Origin of the sequence: Chryseosolibacter histidinae (assembly GCF_018598225.1) — a bacterium.
Taxonomy (GTDB): Bacteria; Bacteroidota; Bacteroidia; order Cytophagales; family Cyclobacteriaceae; genus Chryseosolibacter; species Chryseosolibacter histidini.
Genome location: NZ_JAHESF010000017.1, coordinates 1 through 26,704 on the forward strand (window position 1 = coordinate 1; position 26,704 = coordinate 26,704).

General features: G+C 52.6%; 19 protein-coding genes and 1 pseudogene. 11 read left to right on the forward strand and 9 right to left on the reverse strand.

The annotated features are described in order from the left end of the window. A pseudogene (locus KK083_RS17525) lies at positions 1–182 on the reverse strand (hypothetical protein); the annotation flags it as partial. Positions 183–216: 34 nt separating this feature from the next. On the opposite strand from KK083_RS17525, the gene KK083_RS17530 reads away from it, so the two are divergent. From KK083_RS17530 to KK083_RS17550, 5 genes are read left to right on the forward strand one after another with little or no spacing between them, the layout of a single operon-like run. Next, positions 217–2,049, forward strand: coding sequence for a stage II sporulation protein M (locus KK083_RS17530; RefSeq protein WP_254165358.1), 1,833 nt, complete (start codon positions 217–219; stop codon positions 2,047–2,049). Then, positions 2,046–2,933, forward strand: coding sequence for a DUF4129 domain-containing protein (locus KK083_RS17535; RefSeq protein WP_254165360.1), 888 nt, complete (start codon positions 2,046–2,048; stop codon positions 2,931–2,933). The genes KK083_RS17530 and KK083_RS17535 overlap by 4 nt, the downstream gene beginning before the upstream one ends. Continuing rightward, positions 2,930–4,183, forward strand: a complete 1,254-nt coding sequence (locus KK083_RS17540) for a DUF4350 family protein (protein ID WP_254165362.1) — start codon at positions 2,930–2,932, stop codon at positions 4,181–4,183. The genes KK083_RS17535 and KK083_RS17540 overlap by 4 nt, the downstream gene beginning before the upstream one ends. 18 nt (positions 4,184–4,201) lie before the next feature. Next, positions 4,202–5,191, forward strand: a complete 990-nt coding sequence (locus KK083_RS17545) for an AAA family ATPase (RefSeq protein ID WP_254165364.1) — start codon at positions 4,202–4,204, stop codon at positions 5,189–5,191. A gap of 2 nt (positions 5,192–5,193) precedes the next feature. Further along, positions 5,194–6,516: a DUF58 domain-containing protein gene (locus KK083_RS17550; protein ID WP_254165366.1), complete on the forward strand. Its 1,323-nt coding sequence runs from the start codon at positions 5,194–5,196 to the stop codon at positions 6,514–6,516. Between the two features lie 188 nt (positions 6,517–6,704). Here KK083_RS17550 and KK083_RS17555 read toward each other — a convergent pair whose 3' ends face one another. From KK083_RS17555 to KK083_RS17565, 3 genes are all read right to left on the reverse strand, one after another. Then, complete coding sequence (locus tag KK083_RS17555; protein WP_254165368.1) at positions 6,705–7,139, reverse strand: RDD family protein; 435 nt, start codon at positions 7,137–7,139, stop codon at positions 6,705–6,707. Positions 7,140–7,197: 58 nt separating this feature from the next. Continuing rightward, the gene (locus KK083_RS17560) at positions 7,198–7,548 is read right to left on the reverse strand and encodes a hypothetical protein (RefSeq protein WP_254165370.1); all 351 of its coding nucleotides are present in this window, start codon (positions 7,546–7,548) and stop codon (positions 7,198–7,200) included. Positions 7,549–7,777: 229 nt separating this feature from the next. Beyond that, a complete protein-coding gene (locus KK083_RS17565) occupies positions 7,778–9,199 on the reverse strand; it encodes an alpha-L-fucosidase (RefSeq protein ID WP_254165372.1) in 1,422 nt (473 codons plus the stop codon). Between the two features lie 315 nt (positions 9,200–9,514). On the opposite strand from KK083_RS17565, the gene KK083_RS17570 reads away from it, so the two are divergent. From KK083_RS17570 to KK083_RS17590, 5 genes are all read left to right on the forward strand, one after another. Further along, positions 9,515–10,090 (forward strand): RNA polymerase sigma-70 factor, encoded by a 576-nt coding sequence (locus KK083_RS17570; RefSeq protein ID WP_254165374.1) that lies wholly within the window; start codon positions 9,515–9,517, stop codon positions 10,088–10,090. Between the two features lie 63 nt (positions 10,091–10,153). Further along, positions 10,154–11,152, forward strand: coding sequence for a FecR family protein (locus KK083_RS17575; RefSeq protein WP_254165376.1), 999 nt, complete (start codon positions 10,154–10,156; stop codon positions 11,150–11,152). 22 nt (positions 11,153–11,174) lie between these two features. After that, positions 11,175–14,672 carry a TonB-dependent receptor gene (locus KK083_RS17580; protein WP_254165378.1) on the forward strand — a complete coding sequence of 1,166 codons (3,498 nt, stop codon included), beginning with the start codon at positions 11,175–11,177 and terminating at the stop codon, positions 14,670–14,672. A gap of 25 nt (positions 14,673–14,697) precedes the next feature. Beyond that, positions 14,698–16,134, forward strand: coding sequence for a RagB/SusD family nutrient uptake outer membrane protein (locus tag KK083_RS17585; protein ID WP_254165380.1), 1,437 nt, complete (start codon positions 14,698–14,700; stop codon positions 16,132–16,134). Between the two features lie 99 nt (positions 16,135–16,233). Continuing rightward, on the forward strand, positions 16,234–16,632 hold the full coding sequence (locus KK083_RS17590) for a hypothetical protein (RefSeq protein WP_254165382.1): 399 nt from the start codon (positions 16,234–16,236) through the stop codon (positions 16,630–16,632). Between the two features lie 184 nt (positions 16,633–16,816). Here KK083_RS17590 and KK083_RS17595 read toward each other — a convergent pair whose 3' ends face one another. Continuing rightward, positions 16,817–19,450, reverse strand: coding sequence for an ABC transporter permease (locus tag KK083_RS17595; RefSeq protein ID WP_254165384.1), 2,634 nt, complete (start codon positions 19,448–19,450; stop codon positions 16,817–16,819). Then, positions 19,450–19,776, reverse strand: a complete 327-nt coding sequence (locus tag KK083_RS17600; RefSeq protein WP_254165386.1) for a PadR family transcriptional regulator — start codon at positions 19,774–19,776, stop codon at positions 19,450–19,452. Before KK083_RS17600 ends, KK083_RS17595 begins: the two co-directional genes overlap by 1 nt. Positions 19,777–20,121: 345 nt before the next feature. Here KK083_RS17600 and KK083_RS17605 point away from each other — a divergent pair, with 345 nt between their 5' ends. Next, positions 20,122–20,625, forward strand: a complete 504-nt coding sequence (locus KK083_RS17605) for a YbhB/YbcL family Raf kinase inhibitor-like protein (protein WP_254165388.1) — start codon at positions 20,122–20,124, stop codon at positions 20,623–20,625. Between the two features lie 102 nt (positions 20,626–20,727). On the opposite strand, the gene KK083_RS17610 is transcribed toward KK083_RS17605, so the two are convergent. The 3 genes from KK083_RS17610 to KK083_RS17620 all read right to left on the reverse strand — a co-directional run bounded on the left by KK083_RS17610 (position 20,728) and on the right by KK083_RS17620 (position 26,693). Continuing rightward, positions 20,728–24,003, reverse strand: coding sequence for a PKD domain-containing protein (locus tag KK083_RS17610; RefSeq protein ID WP_254165390.1), 3,276 nt, complete (start codon positions 24,001–24,003; stop codon positions 20,728–20,730). A 78-nt stretch (positions 24,004–24,081) separates the two neighbouring features. Next, a complete protein-coding gene (locus KK083_RS17615) occupies positions 24,082–24,714 on the reverse strand; it encodes a response regulator (protein ID WP_254165392.1) in 633 nt (210 codons plus the stop codon). After that, the gene (locus KK083_RS17620; protein WP_254165394.1) at positions 24,711–26,693 is read right to left on the reverse strand and encodes a tetratricopeptide repeat protein; all 1,983 of its coding nucleotides are present in this window, start codon (positions 26,691–26,693) and stop codon (positions 24,711–24,713) included. Before KK083_RS17620 ends, KK083_RS17615 begins: the two co-directional genes overlap by 4 nt. Positions 26,694–26,704 lie beyond the last annotated feature (11 nt).

Consider the following 26,704-nt stretch of genomic DNA (forward strand, 5'->3'; position numbering starts at 1 on the left):
CGCACCCCCCCGCTTGCCTGTTGTCTCGGGGGCGCGGAGAGGTGTATACCACACAGCAGGATGGAAAACGAGAAGATAATGACAAGAAAATCAATGAGAAACGCCAGCGCACGCTCCTTCACCCCCGCCAGCTCGTATTGAAGCACTACGTTTTGCGTAGTTATAATTTCAATGTTCTTCATTTTTTTGACCTAAAAACAATATTTTGGCGTCTCAATGAAGGAGACCCGCTTTATCGCTCAAAATAAGGAAAAGTGGCGCGAATCTGAAACTCTTTTGCAGAGCGAAGCCAAAGATCCTGACAAGCTGAGCAACTTGTTTACGCAGATCATTGACGATCTGTCTTATTCACGCACCTACTATCCCAACCGGTCTGTGCGGGTGTACCTCAACAAGATTGCCCGTCAGTACTTTTCCATCATTTACAGCCACCGCTCCAGGCGCAGGAATGGTTTCAAGCTGTTCTGGCTCGACGAGCTCCCGCAGATCGTGATCCATTGCAAAAAGGAGCTCATGATCTCACTGCTCTTCTTCCTCATGGCCATGGCGATCGGCGTGTTTTCGTCGATCAATGACCCCGAGTTCGCGGGCACCATCCTGGGCGACAGCTATATCAACATGACCAACGAGAACATCGCGAAAGGCGATCCCATGGCGGTTTACAAAAAGAGCCACGAGATGGAAATGTTTCTCGGCATCACCTTCAACAACCTCATGGTGGCCTTCCGCACCTATGTATTCGGTGTCTTCCTCGCCATCGGCACCCTGGGATCGTTGTTGTATAACGGCATCATGGTGGGATGTTTCCAGTATTTCTTCATCGCCCGCGGACTTGGTTTGGAGTCTGCGCTCACCATCTGGCTGCACGGCACGCTGGAGATCTCCTCCATTGTACTGGCAGGCGGTGCCGGACTTACATTAGGCCGGGGATTGATCTTTCCAGGCACGTACTCACGTTTACAATCATTTCAGCTTTCTGCCATCCGCTCGCTCAAGCTGATGCTGGGCATCACACCTGTATTTGTGCTGGCCGCGATCATTGAAAGTTTTGTGACACGCTACACGGACGTTCCGGATGCCATGAAGATCGCGGTCATCGTGCTTTCGGCAGCATTTATCATCGGATACTTTGTGGTATATCCCTGGCTGAAAGCAAAAAGCGGATTTATCGAACCGCTGAAAGAAGTCAGGCTCTCTCCCGCCCTCACCGAGCCCGTGAGCTACACCAAGCTGAAGAACAACGGCGAGATCCTGAAAGACACCTTCCATTTCTACACCCGCAATGCAAACAAGTTTTTGTCGTGGATCATGGTCCTCTCACTGGTGCAGGCCGGCGTGTCGCAATATCTCCGGCCCAATGAGCGCTCTCCGGATATCATCCTTGGCGACTGGTGGGTGCAGTTGTTCTCGAACATGTTCTTTGCCGCAAAAACGGAAACACCGCTGTTCATCGGCATCAATGCGGTTGGCGCCACCATCATTTTCTACCGGGTGATGTCGCTGCTCGACAGTGAGGCCAGGAAAACCCCATTCTCGGTGAACGTAAGGTCGGCGCTTCAGCTTTTGTTCATAATCCTGGGCATGTTTGCCTTGTTATACCTGGGCCCCTGGGGTGTGGTGATCTGGGTTTGTGTATTCGGATTCCTGCTGTTGATGGCGTTCGCTCAACTCACAGAACGATCGAACCTGGGCATGGGCGTGATGGATGGATGGACGCTGGCCATGGCACATTTCAAACAGGTCATTGAATTCCAGGCCATCATCCTGCTCCTGTGTTTCTCTTTCCTGATGGTGCTTTCGGCGCCGCTGGCGTACACCTACTCCAGTTTTTTACAGTGGAACTTCGGTGAAGCTGACACCTGGGCGAAGGCTGTTATGGCGTACATCGAGACTTTCATCAAGACGTTCTCTTTTAACCTCATCATTCCGATCCTCGCCGCGGGCACAGGGTATTTGTATTTTACACTTGAAGAAATAAACAACGCCACGCATTTGAAAGAAGCTATCGCCCGCATCGGCATGAGGTCACAAAAATATCAGAAGCGATGAAACAGGCGATATTTTTTGTATGGTTATTCCTGGCAGTGGGTACGTTGCATGCGCAGGTTGGCGACTCTTTGGAAGTGACCATCTCGCCTGAAGACGCAGCATTCTTCAAAGAGCAGGCGGAACAGCTTTCGACGGACCCCTCGACGTTGCCTTCCACGCGGGAATACGCCTCCGGGAAGATGGAGGTCCGGAAGTTTGACCCCAAACGATGGCGCGAGGTGGTGGGCGGCCACGACTATAACGATACCCGTAAACGGAAAAAGCCACCCGAAAAGCAGGAGCAGCAGCTTAAAAAGGAATCGGAATCATCCGACCTGGAATACGGCCCCCGCAGGCGCCCCAGCAACAGCGATGACGCAGCGGATTATGACGAAGACTATGACGGAGGCGATTCATCGGTAGGTCTCGGTTTTCTGGGGCCGATCATGCAGATCGTCTTTTATTGCATGATCGCAGCGATCATTGTCCTGATCCTTTACCAGATCGCCAGGAATGTATCGTATCGCGCTAATCCGAAAAAAGCCGCGGACAAATCCAAAAGTCCTGACGAAGTGCACGACATCACCGAGCTCGACACCGAGGGATTGATCCGGAACGCGCACCTGGCCGGAAACTACAAGCTGGCGATCCGACTCTATTTCCTCCACCTGCTGAAAAAGCTGAACGAGAACGGCGTCATCGTGTGGACGAAGGACAAAACCAACCGCGACTACCTGTCAGAGCTTTTCTCCAAACAGTATTACTTTGACGAAGTGCGAAAACTTACGCTGGCCTATGAACGGGTGTGGTACGGGGAGCATATTCCCACGGCAGAAACATACGAGGCGCTGAGCAGCGAGTTCAAAGCCATCGATCAGAAATTAAACGCCACCAGCAGACCGTGAAAAGGACCACTTTCATCATCATCCTCTTTACAATCCTCGCGGGATTGCTGCTGACGTATTTTTTCTGGAACCGTGAAGAGCGGGTGAAATACTCCTGGACGGAAAATTATAAAGCCGACAGCGATCAGCCCTACGGCACACAGTTCATCAGGCAATTGCTGGAAAATTACCGGCCGGGAGAAAAATTCATCCTGAACAACAACACGCCACTGCACCAGCTGCTGGGAAAAGATTCGGCCGACTCCGGTTCCCCTGCCGACTACGTCTTCATCGGCGATCAGCTCTACCTGACGGATGAAGACAAGAATGCGCTGCTGGCATTCATCTATGCGGGCAACGATGCCTTCATTGCCACGCGATACCTGCCCTTCCCGCTCATCGATTCGATCTTTACACCGGAGTGCGACGAGGGCATGTTTCTGCACGAGCATGTGTTCCCTACGGCCACGTTCAATTTTTATCATTCGTCTTTGCAAACACCGAAGGGCTACACGTACGCCTACCGCGATGGCGGCCAGCATAGAAGCTACTCCTGGATGGCGCTGCAACCCGCCGTCTTCTGTGATTCCGCCAGGGCAGTGGTACCGCTCGGGCATTTTGACAACCACGTCAATTTCTTCAAACTTCCGTTTGGCTACGGCAACCTGTACATCCATACCAATCCGATCGCTTTCACGAATTATTTCATGCGGAACGCCGACAAGGCGGAGTACGCGGCCAGCGCATTGTCGCACCTCAGTGGGCGAACCATCATCTGGGACGAGTTCAGCAGGTCGGAATTCACAACTCCTTCCGAAAGGCAAACCAATCCCCTCGCCTACATCCTGCAGCACGACAGCCTGAAGTACGCCTGGTGGATGATGCTGGCATCCGCGGTCCTCTACACGGTGTTCACGGCAAAACGAAGGCAGCGGATCATTCCTGTGCGCGAAGAAAAAGTGAACACATCGCTGGAATACGTCAAGATGGTCTCGGCCCTTCATTTTGAAAATGGAAACAACCGTGACATCTCCGTCAAGAAGATGAAACATTTCATCTACTTCATCCGCGCGCGGTACGGCATCCACGGTCAGCTTACAGACGAGCTTTTCAACCGGCTCGCGGAACGATCGAAGGTGGAGAAAAAAAGCATCGAATTGATCTTCGAGACCTACACGCGCATCGAGAACAACCGATATGGTTCGGAAGGCGCGCACCAGCTCATGGCGCTGAACAGTGCCATTGATTATTTTTATAAACACTGCAAATAGAATTATTGAAACACCACTATGGAAGCGCAAAACATTGAAACCAGGAGCGACCTTCAGCAGGACATCGACCTTCTCAACCAGCGGGTTATGACCATCAAGCGTGAAGTGGCCAAAGTGATCGTCGGGCAGGACGCTATCGTTGACCTGATCCTTGCCGGCTTTTTTACCGGGGGCCATATCCTGCTCGAGGGTGTGCCTGGCATCGCCAAAACCATGACGGCCAAGCTCGTGGCAAAAGCGGTATCTGCCAGCTTTTCGAGGATCCAGTTCACGCCTGACCTCATGCCCACCGATGTGACGGGCACCACCATCTTTAACCTGAAGACCTCGGAATTCAATTTTAACAAGGGTCCCATCTTTGCTAACCTCGTGCTCATTGACGAGATCAACCGTGCGCCCGCCAAAACACAGTCGTCGCTGTTTGAGGTAATGGAAGAGCGCCAGATCACCATTGACGGAACCACGTATATCATGGAGTTCCCCTTCCTGGTGATCGCCACGCAAAACCCCATCGAGCACGAAGGCACTTACCGGTTGCCCGAAGCACAGCTCGACCGTTTCCTGTTCCGCCTGAAGTTAAAATATCCTACGCTGGAGCAGGAGATCGAGATCCTCAAGAAGTTCAGAAACGATTTTGGCTCCAAGGTGGCAGAGACGGTGAACGCCGTTATTTCGAAACAGGAATTGAAAGCGTGCCAGGACCTCATCGAGAAGATCCTCATCAAGGACGAGATCATCGAATACATCGCCAAGCTTGTGGACAACACCCGGAATAATGGCGACCTGCTGCTCGGCGCTTCTCCGAGGGCTTCGCTGGCGATCATGCGCGCGGCCAAAGCCATTGCCGCTATGAATGGTCGCGACTTTGTAACACCCGACGACGTTAAGTACGTGGCACATCCCGTGCTGAATCACCGCATCATCCTCACGGCCGAACGCGAGATGGAAGGTGTTGACAGCGAAGATGTGATCAGGGAAATTACGGAACGTGTAGAAGTACCCCGGTGATCATGAAGGATCTTTTCCTCGCAACCCGGTTCTATTATGTCATGGTAACGCTGATCGCTGCCATGATGCTCTCCTATCCATTTCCCCTGCTGTTGCCTTTTGTGCAGACGGCGCTGGTGCTCCTTGGCCTGGTTGTGGTGATCGACATGCTCATCCTTTTTAACCGGAGCGTGGTCATCAACGTTGAACGGGATACGCCGCAGGTGCTTTCACTGGGTGACGACAATACCATTACCATCACCCTGCAGAACAGGTCCGGCATCAGCTTCCATGCGGAGATGATCGACGAGCTGCCGGAGCAGTTCCAGGTGCGTGATTTCAGCAGAAAGTTTCAGCTTGCGCCTGGTAAACAGCATAGGGAAAGTTATTCCCTGCGCCCGCTCGCCCGCGGTGAATATACGTTCGGGCACATTCACCTGTTCCTGTCAACCGCGCTCGGGCTGGTCAGGCGCCGCCTCAGCACCGACCCCAAGACCGTGCTGCCCGTTTACCCGTCTATCATCCAGATGAAAAAATACGAGATCAGCAACTTTGCACGTTCCGCCACCGAGTACGGCGTGAAGCGCATGAGGCGGGTCGGTCACAGCTACGAGTTCGAGCACATCAAACAATACATCCGCGGCGACGATTACCGCAGCATCAACTGGAAGGCTACAGGACGGCGTGCCACACTGATGGTGAACCAGTATGAGGATGAGAAATCACAGCAGATCTATTGCGTCATCGACAAAAGCCGTGTCATGCACATGCCCTTCAACGGGCTGAGCCTGTTCGATTACGCCGTGAACACCTCGCTGGTGATCTCCAACATTGTGCTGGGTAAGCAGGATAAGGCAGGATTGATCACTTTCGCGGAAGCTCCGAAAGCGCTGGTAAAAGCAGAGCGCAGCAAAGGTCAGCTGAAAAAGATCATCGAAACGCTTTACAAGGAGAAAGAAGGTTCGGTGGAAGCCAACTACGAGAGCCTGTACATGATCACACAGAAATTCATCGCCGGCAGGTGTATGATGTTCCTGTTCACGAATTTCGACAGCACCTATGCGCTGCAAAGAGTGTTGCCACAGCTTCAGAAGCTGAATGATAAACATTTACTGGTGGTGGTATTTTTTGAGAATAGCGAGGTTACCACGCAGACATCGTTACACGTGGAAACGCTGGAGGATGTGTATACCCAGGTTACGGCCGAACATTTCGCGCTGACGAAAATTCAACTCGTACAGGAATTGCGGCAGGCAGGGATCATGAGCATTCTTACAAAACCGGAGGCGCTGACGGTTACAACGATCAATAAGTATCTGGAAGTGAAATCGAGAGGGATGATTTAGGCCCGCATCCCCTTGCCAGGCCAAAGGTTGGCTTATGTCCTCACGTCATATGACTGAAGGAAGCTACGTACAGCGTTCAGTGTACATCGTGTTCTGAATAGCAAAATGAGGAACGCCGAATTCCGAAGGAGATGGTCCTTCAAAATCCGGCGTTCGATATTCCTTGTTTGATATTCTAAAGAGACGGACTACTTAGCGTGGAACACGTATGTTCCGGCCATCTTATCATGAAGTCCCTGTTTCTTCTCGTCCCAGGCCACCATCAAAAATCCGATACAAAGCAAAAGTGCGGAAACGATCTTGCCGAGGTATCTTCCCAGCGCGTTCATGAAGGTAATGGGACCGCCGTTCTCATCTCCTACTTTGATGCCTACTGCCATCTTACCGAGGGTAGCCTGGCCATCAGAGCTTTCCATATAGCCAAAGTAACAGACGCCGATGACAAGGCTTATGAGCGATCCTAACAGCGGCACCTGTGCCAAAGCCAGTCCGATCACAAAGTTGACAACAAACAACAGCACGAAATCGATAATGTAGGCGCCGAAACGAATCCCAAAACCTGCGTATTGCAGTCGTGTGCTTTCCACTGTGGGGGCATCGAGTATTTGATCTGTGTTTTCCATGGTAAAAAAAGATGTATAGTGTTAGATAAAAGTTTCTTTTAAAAAAAATCGATGGTTCTCAAGGGGTCTCCGAACGCTGCTGATTCACCAGATCGGCATCGAGGATCTCCTCGGAAGCGGAGAAGGTTTCTTTGTTCGACCAGCGGTTTTTCAAGAACGTGTACAACCCCCAGCATATCAGAACACCGAAGGGCGTTGAGAGCAGACCCAACGCCAGATCATTGACGTCGTCAACCGATCCATCCAGCAGAAGCTCATAAAGGGCCAGTAATATGACCTGGCCGATGATCAGGCCGACATAGTAGCACACAATGCCCAGGATAGCAAAGAGCCATTTGCTCTTGCGTTTTTTTTCAGCAAGCTCATAGAACGGCTTGCCGACAAAATAAAGGAGAATTAATCCTACCATAGGTCTTTTTTGGTAAAGGTCAAGTACACCGTGCCATAGTACCCGTATCCACCGGGTTACAGTGTTACTTTTCTAAAGATACTTCAAAGATCAGAAAAGCCATCGGGCAGCTGGATGAAATACCAGGAATGCCTGCCGAAATCATGTAAGAATTCCACAGGAAATGACGTTTTTAATGATCAATTGTCAATCGTTCCCGGTAGCTATCCGGACGTAATTCACAATTCCTTCATCTTCGCTCATTGTATACCCCAAGCTCTGCAATAGACGGAGCCTCTGAATAATCATCGATGGAGATCCGCACCCGTGCTCCCCACACGGTATCGAACCTTTGTATGTTCATCCTGCCTTTGCTTTCGCCGGAGAAGATCGTCTTCCACTGGCCGCGATCATAATACTCGAGCCTGTATTTCCTGATGCGGGGCTCGCGCTCATAGACGGTGATCATGTTGAACGGCTGATCCTTGCCAAGGTCCACCTCCAGCCAGGGTTTGGCAACGGTGCCGTTTGAGTTCCAGGAGGTTTCAAAATTATCGTCGTTGGCGAAGTCCATGATCCACATGTCGTCACTCCAACTGGAGTTGGTGGGACGTCCTTTGGCGATGTTTGATGAGACGATGGGTGCATGTGACACCGCCAGCTTGGCCACAGAACCGTTGTTCTTCCAAAGCTTGCCGATCGCCTTCAGGGCTTCCAGCGCATTGTCGTCGATGCGTCCTTCGCGGTTGGGTGCCACGTTCAGGATAAAATTACAGTACGCGTTATTGAACGGTATGATGTTATCGTTCACGAGTTTGGTGGCATCTTTTACCGGTTGCGAGGGAAAGGATGTTTTCCAGAACCAGCTGCTGTTAATAGGCAGGCACGAAAGCGCGGGCAGTGTGTTGCTGTCTTTTGAAATATGCTGGCCCGCACCCTGCTCATAAGATTTGATATCGGTATAGAACAATCCCTCGGCGGGATACTTGGCAGCGTTCAGGTCCATGAGCAGACATTGCGGCTGCAGCGACTTGACCAGTCCATAGATCTCTTCGAACGGAATATCGTCATACGAGATGCGCGACCAGGGTGCATCCCAGCCGTCGATGATCAACGCGGTGATCTCTCCGTAGTTGGTGAGCAGCTCCGTGATCTGGGCTTTCACCATCTCGACGTGCGCCGGCGTAATGTGTCCCTTCCTGAGCTTGTGGTGTGTATCGAGGATGGAAAAGTACAACATCACTTTCAGACCGCTGGCGCGGAAAGCATCGGTGTACTCTTTGACCACATCTCTTTTCAGGGGACTGCTCATCACATTATAAGAAGTGGTTTTGGTATTCCAGAGCGCAAAGCCGCTGTGATGTTTGGTGGTGAGACAGCCATAGCTCATGTTGGCCGATCTGGCTGCCTGTGCCCACTGGTTGCAATCGAGCTTCGTGGGATTGAAGAGCGAGGGTGAAGCATCCGGATCGGCCCAGTCATGATCCATAAACGTAGGAATATTGAAGTGTATGAACATGCCAAACTTCAGGTCCACGAATTCCTGCTGAAGCTGCGTCAGCGTTTTTGAACCGGTGTTTTTTTGTGCGATGACAGTTTCAGAAAAAGAGAGCGTGATCGCCAGTACCAGGAGTGTGAGAACGAATAAGTTTTTATTTCGCGAAGTATACATGAGAATAGTACGGTAGTGTTGCGGCTGCCAATCTACGTAAAAAGTGACCAGGATTTGTAGGATTTACAGGATGAGCAGGATTTGAACAGGATTTACAGGGTAAGCAGGATTAATACCTTTGAACAGGGTTATAGGATTTGCAGGATCGACAGGGTTAAATACCTTAAACCAGGATGTATAGGATTTGCTTGATGAACAGGATTTAATACCTTTAACTAGGATGAAAGAATTATATCAGGATGGGCAGGATTAAACACCTCGATGCCTAATCCTGTAAATCTTGTGAATCCTAAAAATCCTGGTCAAATCCTGGTTATGGAACATACCGACCTGATCCGCAATCTGAAAAATGGAGATGCGAAGAGTTTGGAGCTGCTGTTCCGAAGACTCTATCCCCGGTTGTGTGCCTATGCACGGAAGTTTTTGCACGATGAGCAGGATGCTGAAGAGATCGTTCAGGATCTGTTCGTGAACCTGTGGAAGCAGCGGGAACGAATAGATGAACATAAATCGCTTCATAAATATCTGTTCACCGCTGCCCGCAATGGCTGCCTGAATTTTCTTCACGCCAAAAAGATCAGGAGCCGGTCTGCCGAGATCATCCTGTACCTGTATGGCCAGGACGTCCACGACCACATCGATTCCTATCACGCGCTGCTGGCGAAAGACCTGGAGCAGGATTTCAACGAGGCCTTGCAGCGCCTGCCCACGGAATGCAGAAGGATCTTCGAGCTCAGCCGCACAGACGGCCTTCGCTACGAGGAGATCGCGCTCAGGCTCAACATCTCCATAAAAACCGTTGAAACCCAGATGTCGAGAGCCCTTTCCAGGTTGCGGTTGCAGCTGAAGGAACATATTACTGTGTTGATCCTCCTGAGCCTGTTGAAATAATTTTTCAAGCGTTGTCAGGGTAAGCCCCCTCCTCATTTGTATATCCATTCATAAGCCCCGTTTATGGATAATACAGATCCTGAGATCAAAAGTATCATTACCCGTTTCATAGAAGGAAGCGCTTCGGAGCAGGAGCTCGCTGCGCTGGAAGAATGGTTCCGGAAAGACAGATCGAACCGCATTTACTTCGATGAGTTTGTCACCACTTACCATGCGTCGGTCACCATGAACCGCTTTCATCAGCAGAAAACAGATGATGCATGGAATAAAATATCAGAAAGGATCCAGGTCACGCACGAAGCACGGTCCACGGCCCCCCGCCAGCGGTATCTCACCTGGGTAAAAATAGCAGCTTCCGTCAGCCTGATCGTGTTAGCAGGTTTTGCAACAAAACGCTTTTTGCGAAGCGATCTTTTTAACACTGGCAACAACACGGTAGTAGTCAACACGCAGCCCACCAAAATGGGGATCCAGTTGCCCGACGGCTCTTACGTGTGGCTCAATGCCAACAGCGCACTCGACTATGCGCCCTCATTCGCAACCTCAAACCGGATCGTGAACCTGAAGGGTGAGGCTTTTTTTGACGTGCGGAAAAACGGCAGGCCCTTTATCGTGAAGACCGGCGCGCTCGAGGTACACGTGAAAGGAACAAAATTCAATGTGCAGGCTTACCAGGATGACGCGGCAACACAAACGACCCTTGAAGAAGGTGCCATCGATCTCCACATCAAAGGAAAAATGCCGGTGTACAGCATGGAGCCAGGCGACCAGATCACCCTCGCTGCTTCAGGCGGTGAAGTGATCCGGAAAAAAGTTGACCCTTCGGATTTTTCAGCGTGGAAAGAATCACGCCTGGTGTTTGACAACACGCCCCTGGAAAATGTCCTCGCCAGGATCGGCAACCGCTACCGCGCGCGTATTGTGCTGGATGCTTTCGCTTCCCGGAAGGAGCTGATGACCATGACCATCGAAGACGAGACCCTCGATGAAGTGCTGGAGCTGATCCGGTTGTCGTCTCACCTGAATATGAAGAAAGAAAAAGATCTCATTGTGCTGTATTGATCCAATCTAAAACAATGCCCATATGATCAACACCTACAAACATGGCCTGGCAAGATCGCTCGGGAATCGCCGGGATCTTGTGACGGCCTTTGTACTGCACGCCTGCCTGCTGATGCTTTTTCTTCCCGCAAAGGCAAGCGTGCACCAGGCACCATCTGTCATTGAACTGAGCCTCAGAGACGTTCCGCTGAGAACAGCCCTGAAAGAAATTGAAAGGCAAACCGACTATCGTTTTGTGGTGAACGAAAGCCAGATCGACAAGGTGAAGAAACCTGTCGTGCTCGACATCAGGTCCGGTAACATTGAAGATGTGTTAAGCCAGCTGCTGCGGGGCACCGGCATCCTCTACAAGATCCGGAAAAAACAGATCACGCTGATACCTCCTGCCGACAGTACCACGGAAGTCAGTCCGCTGTCAACAGGTGGAGGCACTTCCAGCCTGGTGGCGCAGTATGATGTGCGTACACTGATCCCGCCTGTTTTTATTCCCGAGATCCTGGTGAAAGGAAACGTGAAGGATGAAAATGGAGAGCCCATTGCCGGGGTGAACGTGCTGGTGAAAGGAAGCACCATCGGAACGGCCACAGATGCCAATGGTGATTTTTCGATCAACGTGCCGGGCACAGAATCGGTGCTGGTCTTTTCCTTCATCGGGTATGTATCGCAGGAAGTGCTGGTGGGCAATCAAACGTCTATCAGCGTGCAACTGGTGCAGGATGCGAAGACCCTTTCTGAAGTGGTGGTAGTGGGTTATGGAACACAGGAGAAGAAGGATGTGACCGGTGCTGTTTCGGCAGTGTCTGGAGCCGACATCGAGAACCTGCCTTCCGGTGGCGCGCAGCAGGCGCTGCAGGGAAGGGCTGCGGGTGTGAACGTGGTAAGGAACGGAGGTGCACCGGGCAATGCTGGCTCGATCCGGATCCGGGGCCTTGGTACGGTGAACAACGCCGATCCGCTGATCGTGATCGATGGTGTTCCGGCCGGCACCATGAACGATGTGAATCCAAACGACATACAGTCGATCGACGTGCTGAAAGACGCTTCCGCCTCTGCCATTTATGGAACGCGGGCTGCCAACGGTGTTGTGCTGATCACTACGAAACGAGGTAAGTTCGATGACAAGCTGAAGTTCACCGTCAACGCCTACACGGGGATCTCGAACCGCATCAAGACGCTCGGGATGCTGGACGCTCCTACCCTGACAACTTTGAAAAAAGAATCCTTTACCAACGATGTGCCTGATGGCTCAACTATCCCGCCCATCTGGCAGGATCCGCAGTACAGCACACAGAAAACGAACTGGCAGGATGAAGTGCTCGAGCAGGGCACCACAGACAATATCGATGTCTCTGTTCGTGGCGGTGGTCAGTACTCTTCCTTCGCCATCTCCGGTGGCCGCTACAGTGAGCGGGGTATCATCGGAAAATCGTATTACAAGCGATATACATTTCGCCTGAACAGCGACCACAGGATCGGCAACAAACTGAAAATTGGCCAGAACCTTCAGTTCACGAACACCAACGACAATGCCCCGAATACACTCTCGGCGCAGGATGGTTTGCTCTGGAGCGCCATCCGTTTTCATCCGGGCCTGCCCATCAGGAACCAGTACGGATCTTTCAGCTCGAGCCTGCCCGGTTTTGGTGATATCAACAATCCCCTGTACTCCATCGATACACAGGACCAGAACACCAGCCGCAACCGCCTGCTGGGAAGTGTCACCGGCGAATATGAGATCATCAAAGGGTTAAAGGCGAAGGCCAACCTGGCGTTGGACGGAACCCTCAAGTCAGAGCGTTATTTCTATGTGAAGGTGGACAGTCAATACAGGCAAACCAACTACAACCAACTCACGCTGAAGGATGATAAGTATTGGGCTTTCCTGCAGGAGTATTTCCTTTCCTACAACAAGGAGTTCACAAATCATTCGATCGGCATCGTGGCAGGTTACACATCGCAAACTTTCAACGACATCTTCTCACAACAGGTGGGACGTGATTTTCCCAGCGAGGATCCGTCATTGCGTTACATGTCGCAGGCAGGAACGATCGTGAACCTCGGGGCAGACAATGGTGGACGGAGCTATGATGCCCTGCAGTCGGTGTTCGGGCGTGTAAACTATGCCTTCAAAGACCGTTACCTCGTCACCGGTACCTATCGCGCCGATGGCTCATCACGGTTCAGCCCGGGCAAGCAGTGGGGATATTTTCCGGCCTTCTCTCTGGGATGGCGTGTTTCGGAGGAATCGTTCTTCAAAGACAACATTACCTTCATCAGCAGCCTGAAGCTTACGGGTGGATGGGGACAATTGGGAAATCAGAATGTAAACTCCCTGCAGTACCTCGCCTTGATCAGGAACGGTGGCACTTACAATAACTACGCGTTCGGCAGCAGTCAGCCGCAAAACCAGGTGAAGGGCTCTGCGCAGGGAAGGATCCCCAACGTGAACATCGGATGGGAAACCGCCGAGATGACCAACGTGGGATTGGATGCAGGCCTGCTGGAGAACCGTATCCTGTTAACCGCAGCCTACTTTATCAAAGACACCAAAAAGATGCTGCTCTCCCCTCCTTCACTCGGAACGCTGGGCAAGGCTTCCATCCCCGATCAGAATGTTGGCGAGCTGCGGAACAAAGGGCTGGAGCTCGAGGTAGCTTACCGGAAAATGACGGGTGACTTCACGTATTCGCTCAGCGGCAACGCTACGTTTATACGCAACACAGTGACACGCCTGCTCACGCCGGGAAGTTTCCTCGCGTCGCAGACCTACGGCCGCACAGACCAGGAGATCACACGCAGCTATGAAGGCCATCCGTATGGAACGTTCTATGGATGGGTGGCCGACGGGTTGTACCAGAACCAGGCACAGATCGATTCCGACCCGGGCATCGCCAACGATCCGCGCAAAGCAGACCAGATCCACCCGGGAGATGTACGTTTCAGGGACCTGACCGGCGACGGCATCATCGATGACAAAGACCGCACCATCCTGGGAAGTCCCCAGCCCAACATCACGTATGGCCTGAACGCCAGTGTAGCGTACAAAGGTTTTGATGTTAATCTCTTCTTCCTTGGCGTGGGTGGTGTAGACATCTATAACGCAGACCGCATGCAGGGCATGAACGCTGCTTATCCGTTTAACCTGTACAATGAGGTGAACGGGCGCTGGCATGGAGACGGCACCAGCAACAACATTCCAAGGTTGAGCGCCACGGATCCGAACCTGAACTTCCGCACGTCGAACCTGTTTGTAGAGAGCGGGGCCTTCTTCCGTCTCAAGAACATCACGATCGGCTACACACTGCCTGCCAGCCTGCTGAACGGGCTTCGCCTTACACAGGCACGGCTGTACGTAACAGGGCAAAACGTTTTCACGATCACCAACTACTCAGGCATGAACCCCGAGCTCGGTTATGCCGATGGAAACCGGTCGTCAGGACAGTACACGCAGGTAAACGTGGACTATGCCCAGTATCCCCTGGCACGAACCTTCACTGTTGGCGCAACCCTTTCTTTTTAATCGTATGAACAAATTGATTTCACCCATGAAAAAAATAAACGGAATCATCGCTGTACTTGTGATCATAGGTGGCTGTCAGGACAACATTCTGGATTCGACACCTTACGGGCAGATCACTTCCAATCAGTTCTGGCGCAATGGAGACGATGTGGTGGCGGCGACCAACGCGGTCTATTCTCCGCTGCTGGATGAAGATGGATTTGCACATACGGAGTACACGTTCGACAACAGCTCTGACGATATGGTGAGGGCTGGCGACCACGGCGACTCTGAAGCACAGCTGGAGCTGTTCACCTTCAACGCTTCCAACTCACACATCGCCAACACGTGGGCCACCAAGTACGAGGTCATTTCACGCGCCAATGCCGTGCTTATCAACGCGCCGAAAGTGAAGATGGACGACGCGCTTCGCAACCGCTGTATGGGCGAAGCTTATTTCCTCAGGGGATTTGCTTACTGGCGACTGGCAGTGATCTGGGGAGACGTGCCCGTGCTGGTGGAAGCCGATGCCATTGCCAATAACTTCAACAAAGCGAAATCGTCACAGGCGGAAGTGCAGGCGCAGGCAGAAGCCGACTTCCTGCAGGCCGCCGCGTTGCTGCCCGAGAAACACGACGATACCAACCTGGGCAGGGTCACCAAAGGTTCGGCTTACGGCTTCCTGACAAAATTGTATGTATACCAGGGAAAATGGAGCAACGCCATCGAAGCGGGCAGAAAGATCACCGAGAACCTGAACTACAGGCTGGCACCCAGCTTCGAGCAGAACTTTCAACTGGCCACCGAGAACAACCCGGAGATCCTCTACAGCCTGCAATATGAAGGCGGATGGACCACTGACGACTCACCTGCGTTTTATCACACGCCAGGCGGACTTGGCGGATGGGGCTTTCATGAGCCTATCCAGGATCTTGTTGATGAATTCGAACCTGGAGATCCACGGCTGGGCTACTCGATCTTTCAACCGGGTGACGAGGTGGAGATGGGACCCAACACCCATACCTTCGCCGTGGAAGACACACGTCTCACGGGCTATGCCTTCAAAAAATATACAAACTTTACCGATGCCGGTGACATGAGCCAGAGCCTCAACGCGCCCTGGTTGCGTTCAGCCGATGTTTACCTGCTGGTGGCCGAGGCAAAGATCCGCTCCGGGCAAAATGGCGACGCCGAGCTGAATGCCGTGCGTGCAAGAGCAGGATTGAATCCCAAGAGCAACGCCACCATGACCGACATCATGCATGAGCGCAGGGTTGAGCTTGCCGGCGAAAATGACCGCCACCAGGATCTGATGCGGTGGGACAAAGCAGGCCTCATCGATATCACAGCACATTATGCCAAAGATCGCGGTCCCTATAAACCGGCCAGGACCTTTGTAAAACCCAGGCATTACTTCTATCCGCTGCCGCAGCGAGAGATAGACCTGAGCAACGGGGTCCTGATCCAGAATCCGAACTATTGATCTTCTACATAAAGGAAAATTGGTTTTAATTCAAGTTCACGGGTGTGTAGAAGTCTGGCCGTCTACCAGGCTTCTTCCCCGTTTTTCTGCAGAGATGGTATGAAACGTTTGATCGCAGCATTGACCATTATGGTGTGCGCATGCACGGAGCCCGACAAAAACGCATTGCTCGTAGGCACCTGGAGAACCGACTCTGTTTACTCCTATTACAACGGATTTGGTTTTACCCGGCGCGACTTTGAAGAAGAACCTGTTCGCCATTACCAGCCCGATGGCCAGCTGATGATGGTAAGGGGCGACGAGCTGCGTACGTTCCTCTACCAGGTACAGCACGGCGACAGCCTTGTGCACCGTACACAAGATCAGGGATTGCTTGAGAAATTTTTGATCGTAAAGCTGGAGGGTGATCAGATGGTGTTGCAGAAGGAGCTGAAACCCATTTTGCCTGGCGAAAAACAACGGCGGTACCATGTGCGGTATCTTTCTCGCATTAAGTAGGATTAGTCCACAGTCCACAGACCACAGCCGGGTAGTGTCGGCTTCCGAGAGTGGTTAATGATCAACGATGCCGTGACTATCGACTATGGACCATGGACTATTCGAAGCTAATAAAAGTAGATGCAACACTGATCGTCCGTGGACCGTCGACCGTGGACCGTGGACTCTACCCTCACAACTTCGCTCACTCGGTTCTTATACTTCTCACCGGGCTCATCACCGCGGCCTTTACTGCCTGGAAGCTTACTGTCAGCAGGGCAATGGCGAGGGCGCTGGCACAGGCACCGGCAAAGATCCACCAGCTGAGATCGGTATGGTATTCGTACTGGCTGATGGCCTTATCGAGGATATAATAAGACAGTGGTATGGCGATGACGCATGCAACGATCACCAGCAGCACAAATTCCTGCGAAAGCATACGCCATAAAGTGGTTACCGATGCGCCCAGCACTTTGCGGATGCCGATCTCTTTCGTGCGTTGCTCGGCGACAAAGGATGCCAGGCCAAACAGTCCGAGACAGCTGATGATGATGGCCAGCGATGCGAAGACTGTTGCAAGCTTGCCCACACGCTCTTCATTTGAGAATTTGGCGGCATATTCCTGGTCGGCAAATTTGTAATCGAAAGGGATGTCGGGCATCACCTGGGCGAAAACACTTTCGATCTTCGGCAACGCTTCGCTGACACGCACACCCGGTGTGATCCGGATAAGCATCACCCGTTCATATCCAAAAGTAAAGTATACGGCGGGCTTCACGGGCTCGAACGGTGAGTTCATGATCATGTCCTCGACCACACCCACGATGTGGAAATCCTGGTCCACTCCCCAGGCGCGGTTTGTCCATCGCATGGTTTTTCCTACGGGGTTTTCCATCTTCATATATTCGACCGCAGCCTTGTTGAGAATGATGCCGGCGGAATCACCCGCAATGTTCTCTGAAAAATCGCGGCCATCCACCACCTTCCATCCAATGGTTCTGCCAAACTCCGGCGAGACGTTCAGGGTGGCGAAGTTCGCTTCGAACGAAGGGTCCTTTCCCTCCCAGTTGAATCCGCCGTTGTGCGACCAGGTACCGGTGAGCTCTCCTCCCGATTCGCCCACTTCCGAGACCATGCCGGTCTTCTTCAGCTCTGCGCGCAGCACCTCGGCCTTCGTGTTAAATTCGTCCGATTTTTTCCGGACCGTGATCAATCCTTCACGGTCGTAACCCACAGGCCTGTCTTTGACGAACAGCAATTGCCTGTAGATCGCGGCCGTGCAAATGATCAGCATCACCGACACCGAGAACTGTACGATGACCAGCACCTTGCGGGGCATGGAGGCCAGTCTGCCGGCACGCAATACTCCTTTGAGAACCTGCACGGGCTTGAATGAAGACAGGTACAATGCCGGGTAGCTGCCCGCTATAAAGCCTGTGAAGAGGATAAACGCCAGGCTGCTGATCCAGAACCATTTTTCACTGAAGGGCAGCGTCATGGCCTTCGCAGACAGGATATTGAACCACGGTAAAGTAATATATACAACGAGCGTGGCCACTATGAACGAAAGCATCACCACCAGGAACGACTCGCTGAAGAACTGGGCGATGAGCTGCCCGCGTACGGACCCCACCGTTTTGCGGATGCCCACCTCCTTGGCCCGTTTCTCGGAACGCGCCGTGCTGAGGTTCATAAAATTGATGCAGGCCAGCAGGAGCACAAACACCCCGAGGGTGCCGATGAACCACACGAACTGCACGGGGCCGGTCTGAAGCTGTCCTTCCTTAAAATTGGAATACAGGTGCCAGTCGCGCATGGGGTGAAGCAGTACGTCGTAATCGTATTGCAGCTCGTTCTTCATGTAATCGAGGTGCTCGATCGCTTTCATCTCAGCCTTGCGGATGGTGGCGGCCACTTCTTCCATGGTTTTGTTGGGCGCCATCTCCACATAGGCGAAGAGGAAGTGATTGTCCCATCCCTGCCGTTTGATATAGGAGGCGTCCTGCAGGTAGAAGCTCCAGGGTTCGAAGAAGTGGAGGCCGTAGAATTCTGTGTTGCGGGGAAAGTCCTTGAACACGCCGGTCACGGTTACGTCGGTTACGTTGTTCACCTTAAGGGGTTTGCCGAGCGGGTCAGCATCTCCGAAGAGCGCTTTTGCCGTAGACTGCGAGATCATGACACTGTGGAGATCGCTCAGGCCTTTCCAGGTACCGTACACCATTTCCCAGGTGAACATCTCGGGCGCACCCTCGCCAATGTACATCCCTGTACGGGTAAGCATTTTTTCGCCTGCCGATAATACGGCATCAAACCCGCCAGGGCCGGAGATGGGTACAACGTGCTTAAAATTCTGCGCGTAGGTGGTTTGTAATTCTTCGATGAGCGGATAAGGAAGATACCTTTGTCCCTGGTAATACTTGCCTTCGAATGTTCCCGCTTTGGTCACCTGGGCGATGCGGTCATAGTTCTTGAAGTAGGTGTTGTAAGAGAGCTCGTCAAACACCCAGAGGCCGATGATCATGGCTACCGCCATTCCTGAAGCCAGGCCTGTGATGTTGATGGCGGAATAGCCGAAATGGCGGAACAGGTTGCGCATGCCAACCTTGAAGTAGTTTTTATACATATCGTAGGAATTTGGTCTTTGATAACCTTTGAACGATTTGATGAATTCAGGTCTGAAATACCGGAGCACCTGCCAGGCGAAGATCCATTTTGCCTTGCGGGGAGACTGTTTGCTGTTGCGGGCAAAGAGCTCGCTCAGGTCGCCCTCGATCTCATCGATATAATCCTCGCGGCAGAACCAGCGAAGGAATGAAACGGCTTTTCGTGGTGGTTGCATCAGCTGAATGAAATTTTAGGGATCTCGTGGTACAGGCTTGCCCGCAATTCGTATTGTGTGTCCAGTGTCTTTTTGCCCAGCGCGGTGATCACATAGAACTTTTTTCTCCTTCCTCCCCTTTCTTCCGTGATGCCGCCGAAGTTGGAGCGCAACAGGCCTTTGTCTTCCAGTCGTTTTAAAGCCACATGCACCGCGCTGATATTGAACTTCTTCTCCATCCGCAGCTCCAGGTTTTCAAGGATCGCCACCCCGTACGCCTCCGGATGTAACGCTGCCACCATCAGTAGCACCAGTTCTTCAAATTCGCCAAGAGTCTGTCCTTTCATAGATTATTTACTTAACAAACGTGAAAATAATTAATATGTTTCACATTTGCTACATAAATACAATAGTCCACGGCCCACAGACCACGGTCCACGGCTGGTACGTCGATGGTCGATGGTCCATAGTCCATGGCAAGGCGGTCAACGACACTCTCTCAGCAGCCTCTCCGGTTTTCCGGGACGCTGCCGTCGCGGAACAGGTCCGATTTTTTTGCCCGGTTATGTTGGTATGCCAATTGGTATGCCCATGTTGGTGTTCTTCACCAACATGCATCTTCAGTGCCTGTGCCTGTGTTGTTCTTCACCAACACACCACCCGCATCCGTGTTAAACTTAAAAAACAACATTATGGAAACAGTCGCCAAGAGAACAACACTGATGATCAGCAGCCCGGCTTTTGAGCATGAGGGGCTTATTCCTGCTCAATACACGTGTGAAGGCGCTGGCATCAACCCGCCGCTCAGCATTGGAGGTATTCCTGATGATGCGAAGACACTGGCCCTCATCATGGAAGATCCGGATGCGCCAGGTAAAGTTTTTGATCATTGGCTGGTGTGGAATATTCCGCCCACAGAGTCCATCCCCGAGAACAGCGTTCCGGGCCTGGAAGGAACCAACAGCCGCGGACAGATCGGCTACACAGGCCCCTGCCCGCCTTCCGGAACCCACCGCTACTTCTTCAAGGTGTTTGCCGTAGACACGTTATTGGAGCTGGCGAAGGGCGCTGACAAGACGAAGCTCAATTATGCTCTGCAGCGGCATGTGATCGGTTATGGAGAGTTGATGGGAATAGTCCACAGTCGACAGACCACGATCCACAGCCGGGCAGTATCAGATTCCAGGAGCCGTTAATGATCAACGAAGCATTACCGACTATGGACCTTCGAACATTCGAAGCGCGCAAGTAGATGCAACACTGCTTGTCCGTGGACTGTGGACCGTGGACTGTCGACTCTACCTTCTCACAACAATCTTCACAGCCCTCCCCTGTTCCGGCCTCAGGTAATACAATCCTGCTCCCTGAGTGGTAAGGTCTGCGCTGTCTTCATCGTGCAGGCTCAGTACCTGTTTACCGGTGGCATCATAGATCACCGCCCTGACAGGTTTTGTAAAGTAGATCAGCCCTTGTGATGGATTGGGATATGTAACAAGACCATCACCTTCCTGTTCGGGAATACCGGTGGTAATATTCTCGGGTACACCCGTGACCACCAGGGTATGCTGTGCTTTGATCGCGCAGTCACGGCCGGTGTTGCATGAGAAGGTTACCTTGTAGACGCCGTTTTCATGGTATTGGTGCTGCGGATTTTTTGCTGTTGACGTTTCGCCATTGCCAAAATCCCATATGAAGTCGCTTTGAAAGGGTTCCGTAAGATCTGCCATGAAGCTGTAGGTGCCGGGGGCGGTCTCCTGTGCGTCGATGGTGGCTTTTACATCTTCGCAGCTCAGCGTGTCGGGATTTGGTTCACTGAGCTTCAGGGGCAGGCGCGCTTCATAGGAACAGCCGAGGGATGTGTGGTAAGAAGCGGAGACGGTATAAGCTCCTTTGCCTGGAAACTCATAAGGGATGCTTTGCGCGGTTGTGCGCAAATTATGGTATTCTCCGGACCAGAGCTCGGTTTTCGTATCGCTGATGCTCCATTTGACTTCGGTAATGCTGTCAGGAGATGTAACCTGGAAAGTATATTCCTTCCACGAGCTGATAGTCGTCATGCTCACGGATCCAGTGCCACTGAAGCAAACTTTTACAGTGTGATGGGCTGTAGCCATGCATCCGTAATACCAGCGTGTTACCTTCACCAGAAAGGTGCCTGTTGTAATATAGGTATGGAGTGGCTGAAACTCTGTTGATGTGGTGCCATCGCCGAACTCCCAAAAAGTAAAACCTGTTCCCGGTATGCCTGTATTGCTACCGGTAAGGCTGAACCGGTAACGCCCCTCGCCCAACTGTGACGAGGTGATGCTGGCAGCGCACGCGTGATCGCGAACCATGATCGTATCGGCCAGGCTTACGGAGCAATGCGATGCCGGGTACTGCAGGGAAACGTCGATCCTGAAAGGACCGTTGAACGGTATGCTATGAACAAACTCCGGCTGCGTGCGATTGTCACTCTCACTCCACTGCCCGCTGGAGCTCAGCGACCATGTGCGGTCGATGCCTGAAAGATCCAGCTTCATTCCCACTACGGGCTTGTCGGAGATGACCCTGAATAAGAACTTGCCGGACTCTCCGGTTTCGTGTACCTGCAGCGAGGCCTTGCCGCAGCTGATAGCATCTGTTACCGTCACCGTTGTGCCCGCAGCAACGGGGCACCCTGCTGTGGTGGTGCCATTGAATGTTACCGTGTAGGTTCCGTTCTCACCGTACTGGTAGCTGGGGTGGAGCACGTTAGAGGTCTTGCCATCTCCGAGATCCCACACAAAACCTGTGCGGAGGTTGTCAGCAGGTGTTACAGAAAGATCATACCTGCCCGGTCCTGTTTTTGAAGCATTGATGGCAGCGTTTATGTGCTCGCAATTACCAGGGGTTGCATCATTGACCTCCAGCACTTCATAGGATTCGAGCCAGCAGCCCTGGCGTGTGAAGAAGAAGCCCCAGAGGTAATAGGTTCCATTGGCAGCGAACTTATGACTGACCTTGTGGGTAGTGGTATTCAGATCGTAGAACTCACCGAACCAGATGTTGGTCTTATCCGTGTCGATGCTCCAATAGGCTTCTGTTATAATATCGCTTGCGTTAACAGAGAACTGGTATTCGCCGGCGGAGGCTCCCGGTTCGATGTGCATTGGTGCTTCACCGCTGATGCATACGTTCACCGTATCGTATGCCACGGCCGTGCATCCGTAGTACGACCGGGTGGCCTTCACAATGTACTGCCCTGCGGCAGCATACGAATGGAAACTCTGGAAATCGGCGGAAGTGCTTCCGTCGCCGAATTCCCACAAGGTTGTGCCGGTGGTTGCATTGCCGAGATTCTTGCCGCTGAGTGTGAATTTGAAGCCTGTTTCGCCCTGGGCCTCTGCGGTGATCTTGGCCGAACAGGGATGGCCTGTAACTACTACGGTGTCGTCGAGATCGGTATAACAGTATTTTCCGGTTGCATATTCATAAGACAGCATAACACCGACCCTGGCCGGGCCGTTGTACGGGATCTTGTAGGGATAAAGCTCGAGGTGTGTGCCGGTGTAGTCCCAGCGTGTGCCTGAGCTGTAGGCCCATGACTGGTCGATGCCAGCAATGCCGATGCTGGTACTCAGGATGGGTTTATTGGAATCGATAATGTAATAGATCTTGCCGGGCTCATCAGTCATTTGGATGTCGAGCGTAGCCTGGCCGCAGAGATGGGCGTCGGTGATGGTGACAACGTCTTCTGCCGTGACCACACAGCCTCCCGTAGTCGTTGCTTTATAACGCACCGGGTAGGTGCCGTCGTAGTCATATTTGTAGGCCACGCTCCAGCGGTTCACCCACGAGCCGCCATCGCCGAAGTCCCACTGCCATTGTTTCACGTCTTCAGTCACCTCAGCAGAAAAACTGTATTGGCCTGGTCCATCATATTTTTCAGAAAGGATCTTTGCTTTCACCTTGTCGCAGCCGACTTCCAGCGTGTGATAACTTTCCGATGTGCATCCATTGCCGGTGCGGGTGAGCTTTACCGTATAGGTGCCAGCCTCCGCATAGGTATGTGTGGGCCACGAAAGCACAGAGGTGCTTCCGTCACCAAACTCCCACAGCACCCCGGTAGTGGAAGGGCTGCCTGGCGCGCTGGAATATGAGAACTCATATGCGGCCTTGCCATAGAGCTTTGCATTGATGGCCGTTGCGCAGGATGAGAGCCCCGACACTTCCACGACCTTGTCAACCATCACCTGGCAGAGCTGGTCCGGCGCCGTTTTATGATAGATATCCACCCTTACCTTGAACTTGCCGTTGAAGGGAACGGCGAAGGGGATCTCAGCCTGGGTTCCGGTATACTCCCACCGCGGTCCCGAGCTGTAGGTCCACGGCGAGTTCTGCGACATCACGTACCAGCGGAGGCTGACGATGGCTTTATCGGACGCAACGTCAAAGATGAGCTTGCCCGGCTCCCCTGTCTCCCGTATCTGGAGGGAGGCTTGTGCACAGGCTTCATCTGTCAGCGATGAAGAGGCCAGCACGGGTAACCCGGCCGATTGAGCAAGACAAAAAAATACAAACAGGACAGATGAAAGAGAACGAACGTGTTTCATAACCGCTTTTCAAATAATTTACTTGCAAGGCTACGCGGTTATGCGCTGAAAGGAAATACGCGATTTAGCGTATCCGCACTAGAGCAGGTTGTTGGAATAGGCGTAGTGCACCAGCAGCACCGATGAGGAAATGTTCAGCTTGTGCATGAGGTTATTACGGTGTGTATCCACGGTACGGTGGCTGATGTGCAATTCTTTCGCGATCTCTTTGTTGGACTTGCCCAGGGCGATGAGCCGCAGAATGTGCTTTTCCCGGGGTGTAAGCACGTCGGGGTTAGCAGTGTCCTGTGCTGGTGAAGGCGTGGTTGCGTCGAGGCCCTGCACAAAGAACGACTCGCCCTTCATGATCTTGCCGATGCTCTCGATGAACGAATCGCGGTTGAGGTTTTTATGGAGATAACCATCGGCGCCTTCCTTGATCACACGGTTCACGTAAAAGGACTCTTCGTGCATGGTAAGGATCAATACTTTCAAAGCTGGGAACCGTTCTTTCAGAATGCGCAGCGTTGCTACCCCGCCCTGCCCGGGCATCTCGATGTCGAGAATGCAGATGTCCGGAAGCACTTCGGCACGGCTCAGGGTGCTGATCAGCTCTTCTCCGGTGGAAGCTGCACCCACCAGCGTAAAGTGTTCGATGCCGCGGATCAGGGAGCTCAGTCCTTCCTGCACCAGCTGGTGATCATCAGCGATGAATATCTTCAGAGGTCTCATGTCAATGGAATTTCAACAACGGTGGTGGTTCCCATGCCCGGCTGCGACTCGATGCGCATGACGCCACGCAGCGACTGCAAACGGCTTTCGATGTTCAGGAGGCCCGCGCCGGAGGCTGTGTGCTTCACATCAAAACCCTTTCCGTCGTCACTCACGCTCAATACCAGGTGCTGATGTTGCTGCGAAAGAAATACCTGGATACGGCGTGCCGCTGCATGTTTGATGATGTTGTTGATCAGCTCCTGCACGATGCGGTAAACGTTGATCTCGAGTGTGTTCTTGTACCGTTCCGTGATGGCGCCGTGTTTAAAAATATATTCCTCACTTCCTTTTTTCGGGTTCTTGTCCAGCAACTCCTGGATGGCCGCGATGAGCCCGTGCTTCTCCAATGAATATGGCAGAAGCTGATGTGAGATGGTGCGCGCATCCCGGGCAGCCTGGTCGATGATGCTGGCAGTCTCCTGCAGCTTGCCTGAAAGTGCGGGAGAAGTGCTCATGGCCTTCACGCTCTCCAGGTTGATCTTGGCAGCGGCGAAGATCTGCACAAAACCGTCGTGCAGGTCGCGCGCGATCTTTTGCTGCATCTGCTCCTGCGCAATAACAATGGCCAGCAGCTTTTCTTTCCGCTGCTGCTCCTGCAACATCTCGTGCTTCAGGCGTTGCCGGCGGCGGATGAAGAAGTAGATCACACACGCTGACAACAACAGTACACCAATGAGCATCAGGAAGAAGAGCTCTTTGGTTCGTTGCTGCTCGATGATGCGCTCCTGCTCTGCAATGACCCTGCCCTTCTCCTGCGCCTCGAATTTTTTGTTGATCTCCTCCACCGCTTTCGCTTTTTCCACGGTGAACAGCGAGTCTTTGTAATGTACCGAACGCTGGTAGTGGGCCAGCGCAGACCGGAAATTGCCCTGCGCTGAATCAAGCCGCGCCATCATCCGGTAGGCGTTTCGCAGGCCGAAGGTATGTTTGTGTTTTTCCGCGATCAGCCTGCCTTCGTCCAGCATGGCACGTGCCTCGCGGAGCTGCCCGGTGTGGAGATAACATTCCGAGAGCTGCAGCAGCACCGATTCCTGGCTGCTCCAGGCGTCGAGGTTACGGTGTAGCGCAAGGGCCTTCTGAAAGGCATCAATGGCCTCGTGTACCTGCCTGCGGTTGAAGTGAAGGATGCCCAGCGACTCAAGCGCGTAGGCTTCGGAGTTGGGCAGGTTGAGCTTTCGCGTGATCGCCAGCGACCGCTGCAGGTAACGCTCCGCTTCATCATACTGCTTCAGGGCCTGATAGGCATCGCTGGCAAAGACGGAGATCCCCGAAATGCTCAGGTTGTGCTTCGCTGAATCCAGCAGTGATAACGCATCCAGGTAATATTGCAGCGCCCTGGCAGGGTCTTTCTGCTCAAAGTAAATATTGCCGATGTTGGCCAGTGTTCTGGCGGAAGCGAGACTGTCGTGAAGCGCTTTTGCAATGGTCAATGACTGAAGATAATGACCAATAGCCTTATCGTATTGTTGCTGCCGTTTCTGGTTCACCCCCAACCTTCCGTACGTGGTCATCAGCACCTCACGGTCAATTTGACCGAGGGTGAGTATTTCGTTCAGCAGCATCGTAGCCGAATCATATTCACCGAGGGTCGAAAGCACCGATGCCAGGCTCGAGAGCGCTTTGGCCCTCCGGTTGGCGTCACCATCGTCGCGGGCAATGGCCAGGCTTCTGCGGTGATGGCGCTGTGCTTCCCGCAGGTGTCCCCGCCTGGAGGCCACGTTTCCCAGCATGGCATGGCTCCGGAAAAGCTCGTCCTGCAGGTGGAGCGCTTCTGCCCTGGCGTTGGCCTGCGAAGCGAATTCCCACGCCTTGTCGAAATGACTGCGATCATAATGATAGACAGCCGAATCGTTCAACTGCTTCGGATCAGCCTCCGTGGATTGGGATAATAAAGGCTTTGTATACACCAGGAGAAGGGAGAAAAAAAGATATCGCATTGCGGGGTAAA

What these genes read in the sequence shown, in the direction of transcription:
- KK083_RS17565 (WP_254165372.1), bottom strand. Translation starts at nt 9,199, where the DNA reads ATGTATACTTCGCGAAATAAAAACTTATTCGTTCTCACACTCCTGGTA.
- KK083_RS17620 (WP_254165394.1), bottom strand. Translation starts at nt 26,693, where the DNA reads ATGCGATATCTTTTTTTCTCCCTTCTCCTGGTGTATACAAAGCCTTTA.
- KK083_RS17610 (WP_254165390.1), bottom strand. Translation starts at nt 24,003, where the DNA reads ATGAAACACGTTCGTTCTCTTTCATCTGTCCTGTTTGTATTTTTTTGT.
- KK083_RS17550 (WP_254165366.1), top strand. Translation starts at nt 5,194, where the DNA reads ATGAAGGATCTTTTCCTCGCAACCCGGTTCTATTATGTCATGGTAACG.
- KK083_RS17600 (WP_254165386.1), bottom strand. Translation starts at nt 19,776, where the DNA reads ATGAAAGGACAGACTCTTGGCGAATTTGAAGAACTGGTGCTACTGATG.
- KK083_RS17535 (WP_254165360.1), top strand. Translation starts at nt 2,046, where the DNA reads ATGAAACAGGCGATATTTTTTGTATGGTTATTCCTGGCAGTGGGTACG.
- KK083_RS17615 (WP_254165392.1), bottom strand. Translation starts at nt 24,714, where the DNA reads ATGAGACCTCTGAAGATATTCATCGCTGATGATCACCAGCTGGTGCAG.
- KK083_RS17585 (WP_254165380.1), top strand. Translation starts at nt 14,698, where the DNA reads ATGAAAAAAATAAACGGAATCATCGCTGTACTTGTGATCATAGGTGGC.
- KK083_RS17575 (WP_254165376.1), top strand. Translation starts at nt 10,154, where the DNA reads ATGGATAATACAGATCCTGAGATCAAAAGTATCATTACCCGTTTCATA.
- KK083_RS17580 (WP_254165378.1), top strand. Translation starts at nt 11,175, where the DNA reads ATGATCAACACCTACAAACATGGCCTGGCAAGATCGCTCGGGAATCGC.
- KK083_RS17605 (WP_254165388.1), top strand. Translation starts at nt 20,122, where the DNA reads ATGGAAACAGTCGCCAAGAGAACAACACTGATGATCAGCAGCCCGGCT.
- KK083_RS17590 (WP_254165382.1), top strand. Translation starts at nt 16,234, where the DNA reads ATGAAACGTTTGATCGCAGCATTGACCATTATGGTGTGCGCATGCACG.
- KK083_RS17595 (WP_254165384.1), bottom strand. Translation starts at nt 19,450, where the DNA reads ATGCAACCACCACGAAAAGCCGTTTCATTCCTTCGCTGGTTCTGCCGC.
- KK083_RS17545 (WP_254165364.1), top strand. Translation starts at nt 4,202, where the DNA reads ATGGAAGCGCAAAACATTGAAACCAGGAGCGACCTTCAGCAGGACATC.
- KK083_RS17530 (WP_254165358.1), top strand. Translation starts at nt 217, where the DNA reads ATGAAGGAGACCCGCTTTATCGCTCAAAATAAGGAAAAGTGGCGCGAA.
- KK083_RS17555 (WP_254165368.1), bottom strand. Translation starts at nt 7,139, where the DNA reads ATGGAAAACACAGATCAAATACTCGATGCCCCCACAGTGGAAAGCACA.
- KK083_RS17570 (WP_254165374.1), top strand. Translation starts at nt 9,515, where the DNA reads ATGGAACATACCGACCTGATCCGCAATCTGAAAAATGGAGATGCGAAG.
- KK083_RS17560 (WP_254165370.1), bottom strand. Translation starts at nt 7,548, where the DNA reads ATGGTAGGATTAATTCTCCTTTATTTTGTCGGCAAGCCGTTCTATGAG.